General features: G+C 67.9%; 8 protein-coding genes and 1 pseudogene. All 9 read left to right on the top strand.

Annotated elements, in window-relative coordinates:
• Nucleotides 1-897 (top strand): phosphoribosylamine--glycine ligase (purD, locus tag ACXJKR_RS19315; RefSeq protein WP_457324189.1); only part of this gene is annotated, 897 nt, incomplete at its 5' end.
• Nucleotides 894-1,547, top strand: coding sequence for a 1-acyl-sn-glycerol-3-phosphate acyltransferase (locus tag ACXJKR_RS19310; protein WP_457324188.1), 654 nt, complete (start codon nucleotides 894-896; stop codon nucleotides 1,545-1,547). The genes purD and ACXJKR_RS19310, both read left to right, overlap by 4 nt.
• Entirely contained in the window at nucleotides 1,544-2,479 is a 936-nt protein-coding gene (gene hemF / locus ACXJKR_RS19305) for an oxygen-dependent coproporphyrinogen oxidase (protein ID WP_056198991.1), read from the top strand. Before ACXJKR_RS19310 ends, hemF begins: the two co-directional genes overlap by 4 nt.
• Nucleotides 2,476-3,063 carry a nicotinate-nucleotide adenylyltransferase gene (gene nadD / locus ACXJKR_RS19300; RefSeq protein ID WP_457324187.1) on the top strand — a complete coding sequence of 196 codons (588 nt, stop codon included), beginning with the start codon at nucleotides 2,476-2,478 and terminating at the stop codon, nucleotides 3,061-3,063. Before hemF ends, nadD begins: the two co-directional genes overlap by 4 nt.
• Nucleotides 3,064-3,813, top strand: coding sequence for a ribosome silencing factor (gene rsfS / locus ACXJKR_RS19295; protein WP_056198984.1), 750 nt, complete (start codon nucleotides 3,064-3,066; stop codon nucleotides 3,811-3,813).
• Nucleotides 3,813-4,280, top strand: coding sequence for a 23S rRNA (pseudouridine(1915)-N(3))-methyltransferase RlmH (rlmH, locus tag ACXJKR_RS19290; protein ID WP_056198982.1), 468 nt, complete (start codon nucleotides 3,813-3,815; stop codon nucleotides 4,278-4,280). The genes rsfS and rlmH overlap by 1 nt, the downstream gene beginning before the upstream one ends.
• Nucleotides 4,277-4,954, top strand: coding sequence for a Maf family protein (locus ACXJKR_RS19285; RefSeq protein ID WP_457324186.1), 678 nt, complete (start codon nucleotides 4,277-4,279; stop codon nucleotides 4,952-4,954). Before rlmH ends, ACXJKR_RS19285 begins: the two co-directional genes overlap by 4 nt.
• 60 nt (nucleotides 4,955-5,014) lie before the next feature.
• Nucleotides 5,015-6,508 carry a ribonuclease G gene (gene rng / locus ACXJKR_RS19280; protein ID WP_056198977.1) on the top strand — a complete coding sequence of 498 codons (1,494 nt, stop codon included), beginning with the start codon at nucleotides 5,015-5,017 and terminating at the stop codon, nucleotides 6,506-6,508.
• Nucleotides 6,509-6,559: 51 nt separating this feature from the next.
• Nucleotides 6,560-7,303: pseudogene (locus tag ACXJKR_RS19275) on the top strand (Tol-Pal system beta propeller repeat protein TolB); the annotation flags it as partial.

Here is a 7,303-nt window from a genome sequence, read left to right as displayed (position 1 = left end):
GCTCACGCCTATGTAGGCAACCGCGGCGCGCCCATCGTCATCAAGGCCGACGGCCTGGCAGCAGGCAAGGGCGTCGTCGTCGCAATGACGCTGGCCGAGGCCCATGAGGCGATCTCGTGGATCCTGGAAGACAACAAGCTCGGCGTGACGCACAACGCCGGCGGTGCGCGCGTCGTCATCGAGGACTTCCTCGAAGGCGAGGAGGCCAGCTTCATCGTCGTCTGCGACGGCAAGCATGTCGTGTCGCTGGCCACCAGCCAGGACCACAAGCGCCTGCTGGACGGCGACGCCGGCCCCAACACCGGCGGCATGGGCGCCTACTCGCCTGCGCCGGTCGTGACGCCGAATGTGCATGCCAAGGTCATGCACGAGATCATCCAGCCGACCATCACCGGCATGGCGCGTGACGGCCATCCGTTCACTGGCTTCCTGTATGCCGGCCTGATGATCGACGAGCACGGCCAGCCGCGCACGGTCGAGTTCAACACGCGCATGGGCGACCCCGAGACCCAGCCCATCATGATGCGGCTCAAGAGCGATCTCTTCGAGCTGATGATGCACGCGACCGATGGCACGTTGGACGAGGTCGAGCTGCAGTGGGACCGTCGCGTGGCGCTCGGCGTCGTGCTGGCGGCCGAGGGCTACCCGCTCAACCCGCGCAAGGGCGACGCCATCAGCGGCCTGCCTGAGGACGACGACGAGGCCATGGTTTTCCATGCCGGCACGGCGATGGTCGATGGACAGCTTGTCACCAGCGGTGGCCGCGTGCTTTGCGTGACGGCCCTGGGTGAATCCGTGCGCACCGCCGCGCAGAGCGCCTATGAGCTGGCCACGGGCATCCAGTTCGCAGGCCGCCAGTACCGCAGCGACATCGGCCATCGGGCCATCAAGCGTTGAACCCGACTTTCCCCATTCAGCCCATTGTCCTGACCGGGCCCCTGCGCCCGCATGGCCCGTCCAGCGCCCTGGCGCGCTGGCTGCTGGGGCTGTTCGGCTGGACGGTGGATGCACCCGGTGTGCCGGCGGAGCAGGGTGTCATCCTGGTCTATCCGCACACCTCCAACTGGGACTTCGTCATCGGCCTGCTGGCCAAGTGGGCCGTCGGCATCCAGCTTCGCTTCTGGGGCAAGGACAGCCTGTYCAAGGCGCCCTTGCTCAGCCACTGGATGCGCTGGATCGGCGGTGTCGGCGTGGATCGCAGCAGCTCGCATGGCATCGTCGCCGACACGGTGCGCCAGATGCAGGCCGCCGCGGCGCGTGGCGAGCGCTTCTGGCTGGCCGCCGCGCCCGAGGGCACGCGTTCGCTGAAGAGCGGCTGGCGCACCGGCGCTTACCAGGTGGCCGTGCAGGCCGGCGTGCCGGTGGGGCTGTGCTATTTCGATTTCGAGCAGCGCGTCGTCTCGGTGACGCGCTTCGTCATGCTGACCGGCGATGTGCAGGCCGACTTCGCGCTCTTTGCCGCCTATTTCGGCACGCGCGTCGGCAAGCGCCCCGAACTGGCCAGTCCGATTCAGCCTCGCTCATCGAACACCGGCCCGCGCACATGAACACCCAAGCCGTCCGCGACTATCTGCTCGAGTTGCAACAGCGCATCGTCACGGCGCTGGAAGGGGTCGACGGCAATGCCTTCGCGTCCGACGGCTGGACACGCGAGCCCGGTGGCCGGCTCGAAGGCGACGGCCTGTCGCGGCTCATCGAGGGCGGCCCGGTCTTCGAGCGCGGTGGCGTCAACTTCTCGCATGTGAAGGGCCGCGTGCTGCCGCCGTCAGCGACGCAGCATCGCCCCGAACTCGCCGGAGCGCCCTTCGAGGCCTTGGGCGTGTCGCTGGTGCTGCACCCGCACAACCCCTTCGTGCCGACGGTGCACATGAATGTGCGTGCCTTCATCGCCTTGCCGCCTGGGCTGCCTGCCGTGACCTGGTTCGGCGGCGGCATGGACCTGACACCCTACTACGGCTACGAGCGCGACGCGCAGCATTTCCATCGCGTCTGCCGCGACGCGCTGCAACCGCATGGCACCGAGCTCTACCCGAAGTTCAAGGCCTGGTGCGACGACTACTTCTTCCTGAAGCACCGCCAGGAGCCGCGCGGCATCGGCGGCATCTTCTTCGACGATTTCGCCGAAGGTGGCTTCGACACGGGCTTTGCGCTGATGCGTTCCGTCGGCGATGCCTTCCTGGCTGCCTATCTGCCCATCGTCGAGCGCCGCCAGGGGTATGCCTATGGCGAACGTGAGCGCGACTTCCAGGCCTATCGCCGTGGCCGCTATGTCGAGTTCAATCTCGTCTGGGACCGCGGCACCCTGTTCGGCCTACAGTCGGGCGGCCGCACCGAATCCATCCTCATGTCCATGCCCCCACAAGTGAAGTGGCGCTACGACTGGGCGCCCGAGCCGGGCACGCCCGAGGCGAAGCTGTACAGCGACTTCCTGCGCCCACGCGATTGGGCCGGCGAAACACCCACCGCACTGTGGCTGTGAAACTGGCAATCTTCGGCGGCAGTTTTGACCCGCCCCATCTCGGCCACCTGGCCTTCGCCCGCTTTGCGCTGGACGCGCTGGCGCCGGACCGCATGGTCTGGCTGCCCGCCGGCCGGCAGTGGCAGAAGCCCGACCAGATCATGGCCGCCGCCGTGCACCGTGCAGGGATGATCAAGCGCCTCATCGCCGGAGAGCCGCGCTTCGTGCTCGATGAGCGCGAACTGCACCGCCGCGGCCCCAGCTTCACGGCCGATACCCTGCGTGAGTTCGCCAGCCAGAACGCTGGCACGGAGTTGATGTTCCTGATCGGCCAGGATCAGTACGCCCGGCTGCCGAGCTGGTACCAGGTCGAGACCATCACCACGCTGGCCACACTGGTCGTCGTGCCGCGTGCCAGCGAGGCCGTCGTGACCCCTCCGGGCCTGCCGGCACACCGCCTGCAGGTGCTGGCCCTGCCCGAAATTCCCCTTTCGTCCACCGCCGTGCGCGACGCCGTCGCGCGCGGCGAGGACATCAGCCCCATGGTGGGCGCCGAGGTGGCGAGCTATATTGCCTCGCACCGCCTCTACGAGAAGAAGCACTGAATGGACATTCGCAAGCTGCAACGAGCCATCGTCGATGGTCTCGAAGACGTCAAGGCCCAGAACATCGTTGTGTTCAACACCGAGCATCTGTCGCCGCTGTTCGAGCGCGTCATCATCGCCTCGGGCACGAGCAACCGGCAGACCAAGGCCCTCGCGTCCAGCGTGCGTGAAACGGTCAAGGGGCGCGGCATGCAGGTCATGCGCACCGAGGGCGAGGACAACGGCGAATGGATCATCGTCGACTGCGGCGCCGCCGTCGTCCACGTGATGCAGCCCGCCATCCGCGACTACTACCACCTCGAAGAGATCTGGGGCGACAAGCCCGTCAAGCTCAAGCTCGGTAGCACCGAGACCAGGCTGGTCAAGGCCTCCGAGGAGCCCGCTGCCGCACCGGTCAAGACGGCGCGCAAGGCGACGGCGTCCAAGCCCATCACGACCAGGGCTGCGCCCAAACCCGCCGCGAAACCTGCAGCCAAGGCGGGTGCCAACAAGGCGGTGCCGTCGGCGGCCGCCAAGAAGGCGGTTGCCAAGAAGGCCGCAGCGGGCACCCAGGCGCCCAAGAAGGGCGTGACCCGCAGCGTGGGCGTGAAGACGGCAGCACCCGTCAAGACCGTGAAGGTCGGCGCTGGCCAGGGCGTCGGCAAGGCGGCTACGGCCAAGCGGGTCGCGCCTGCGGCCAAGCCAGCCGCCAAGGCTGCACCCCGCGCGCCTGCCAAGCCTGCCGGCCGCGCGGCGCCGAAAAAGGGCTGATGCGCCTTTTCCTCGTCGCCGTGGGCCAGCGCCAGCCGGCCTGGGCCGACACCGCCTACGAGGACTTCGCCAAGCGCTTTCCGCCCGAGCTCAAGCTGGAGTTGAAAGCTGTCAAGGCCGAGACGCGAGGCAGCAAGACGGCGGAGCAGTTGATGGCGGCCGAGGCCGCACGCATCGAGGCAGCTTTGCCAAAGGGCGTGCGCCGCATCATCCTGGACGAGCGTGGCGAGCGCCGCACCTCGGTGCAGTTGGCTGAGCGGCTGAAGCTGTGGATGGGTGAGGGCCGCGATGCTGCCCTCATCATCGGCGGGCCCGACGGCCTGCATCCCGATCTCAAGGCCACGGCCGACGAGACCTTGCGGCTGTCCGACCTGACTCTGCCCCACGCCTTTGCCCGCGTGCTGCTGGCCGAAGGCCTGTACCGCGCCTGGACCGTGACGACCGGCCACCCGTATCACCGCGAATGAATATGACCCCCAAGACGACTTCGTCGTCGGCCCCCCATGGGGGCGCGACCGGCTTGGGACGGCCCGGCGCCGGTCCCCGCTCCATCTACCTCGCCTCGCAAAGCCCGCGCCGCCGTCAGCTGCTGGAGCAACTCGGCGTCAGGCATGAGTTGCTGCTGCCCGGCGCCGACGAAGATGCTGAAGCGCTGGAGGCGGTGCAACCCGGCGAGGTGCCCGAGACCTATTGCGCCCGCGTCACCGCGGCCAAGCTGGATGCGGCGCTGGTGCGCCTCACCGCGCGCGGCCTGCTACCGGCGCCCATCCTGTGCGCGGACACCACGGTGGCCATCGACGGACTCATCCTCGGCAAGCCCGCGGACGACGTCGATGCGGCGCGCATGCTGGCGCTGATGTCAGGCCGCACGCACCGAGTCATCACGGCCGTCGCCGTGGCCGATGCGGCGCATCGCGCGGCGGCGCTGAATGTCTCTCACGTGGAATTCGCGCCGCTGTCGGCCGCGCAGATCGACCGCTACGTCGCCAGCCGCGAGCCGTTCGGCAAAGCTGGCGCCTATGCCAYCCAGAGCCAGGCAGCCGCCTGGATCGTGAAGATTGCCGGTAGCTACTCGGGCATCATGGGGTTGCCCCTCTTTGAGACGGCGCAGCTGTTGGACAAATTCGGCTTTGAGTTCTGACCTGAGTTTTGATGCGTGCCGCCTCCACCGGCGGCACGCATCAGCATTCAAAGGCAAGAGATGGAAGACATCCTGATCAACTGGTCACCGCAGGAGACGCGGGTGGCCGTGGTCGAGAACGGCGCGGTGCAGGAGCTGCACATCGAGCGCACGTTGGAGCGGGGGCTGGTGGGCAACGTCTACCTCGGCAAGGTGGTGCGCGTGCTGCCTGGCATGCAGAGCGCCTTCATCGACATCGGCCTGGAGCGCGCCGCCTTTCTGCACGTTGCCGACCTGCACAGTGCCTCGCAGTTCGGACATGGCCGGCACCAGAACGGCCATGGCGTCGAGGTGCCTCCCACGCCCATCGAGCGCCTCATCTTCGAAGGCCAACCGCTGACGGTGCAGGTCATCAAGGACCCCATCGGCACCAAGGGCGCACGGCTGTCCAGCCAGATCAGCATCGCCGGCCGCATGCTGGTCTATCTGCCGCAGGACGAGCACATCGGCGTCAGCCAGAAGATCGGCTCGCCCGAGGCGCGCGAGGCCTTGCGCGCGCGCATGGTCGCACTGGTGGGGACAAAGGAGCAGGGCGGTGGCGGCGGCTTCATCCTGCGCACGAACGCAGAGGACGCCAGCGACGAGGAGCTCGGTGCCGACATCGCCTATCTGCGCAAGACCTGGCAGCAGATCCGCGCGGGTGCGCTGACAACGCCGCCGGCCAGCCTGTTGCACCAGGACTTGAGCCTCGTCGAGCGCGTGCTGCGCGATCTGACGAGCGAACGCACGGGCTCCATCCGCATCGACTCCAAGATGCAGTACGACGTGTTGCGCGGCTTCGGCGAGACCTTCATGCCGGCCGCCACGGCCAAGCTGGAGCATTACCGCGGTGAACGGCCCATCTTCGACCTGTGCAATGTCGACGCCGAGATCGCCCGCGCGCTGGCGCGCAAGGTGGAGCTGAAGTCCGGCGGCTCGCTGGTGTTCGACCAGACCGAGGCGATGACGACCATCGACGTCAACACCGGCGGTTTCGTCGGTGCCAAGAACTTCGACGACACCATCTTCAAGACCAACCTCGAAGCGGCGGGCTCCATCGCCCGCCAGCTGAGGCTGCGCAACCTGGGTGGCATCATCATCGTCGACTTCATCGACATGACGCGCGAGGAGCACCGAACGGCGGTGCTGGCCGAGTTCCGCAAACAGCTGGGCCGGGACCGCACCAAGGTGACCGTCGGCGGCTTCACGCAGCTGGGCCTGGTCGAGATGACGCGAAAGCGCACGCGCGAGTCGCTGGCGCGCATGCTCTGCGAACCCTGCCCGACCTGCGAGGGCCGCGGCCAGGTCAAGACGGCGCGTTCGGTCTGCTACGACATCCTGCGCGAGATCCTGCGCGAGGCACGCCAGTTCTCCCCCCGCGAGTTCCGCGTCGTGGCCGCCGCCAACGTCGTCGAGATGATGCTCGACGAAGAGAGCGCCCACCTGGCTGGCCTGTCGGACTTCATCGGCAAGCCCATCTCGCTGACCGCCGAGCCGACCAACCAGACGGAACATTACGACATCGTCCTACTCTGAAGTGGCGCGGCACTGCGGCAGAATTCCGGACCGCACTGCAAAGTCCACTGCATGATCTCTCGCCGTCTCAGCCTTGCCGCGCTTGCGGCCTTTCCTGCCGCCTCGGCCCTGGCCCAGGTGCGCATCGACATCGCCGGCACGGGCGGCACGCGCATCCCGGTGGCTATCGTCGATTTCCGTGATGACGCCAAGGCCTCGGCCCAGCCGATCGCCGCCATCGTGCGCGCCGACCTGGAACGCAGCGGCCTGTTTCGCAGCGTCGATGCACCCGCCGGGCTGAACGAGACGAGCAGCCCGGCCTGGCCCGACTGGAAGGCCCGCCAGGCCGATGCGCTTGCGGCGGGTTCGATCACCCGCCTGGCCGACGGACGGCTGGATATCCGCTTCAAGCTCTGGGACGTCGTCAACCGCACCGAGCTCCTCGGCGAAGCGCATGCCGTGCATCCCGATGATGCCCGCCTTGCCGCGCATCGCATCGCCGACACCATCTACCAGAAGCTCACCGGCGAGCGCGGCGTGTTCGCCACCCGCATGGCCTATGTGACCAAGGCCGGCCCGCGCTACAGCCTGGTCGTTGCCGACGCAGACGGCGAGGGCGCCAAGGTCGCATTGACCAGCCCCGATCCCATCATCTCGCCAGCCTGGGCACCCAATGGCCGAGAGCTCGCTTACGTGACCTTCGAGAGCCGCAAGGCCACGGTGCGCGTCCAGGACGTGCAGACCGGCGGCCGCCGCGTGCTGGCCGACTTCAAGGGCACCAACAGCGCGCCGGCCTGGTCGCCCGATGGCTCGCAG

This window comes from Roseateles sp. P5_E11 (assembly GCF_054049355.1).
The sequence above is the reverse complement of the archived record's forward strand: the minus strand, read 5'-3'. Positions and strand labels throughout refer to the sequence as shown.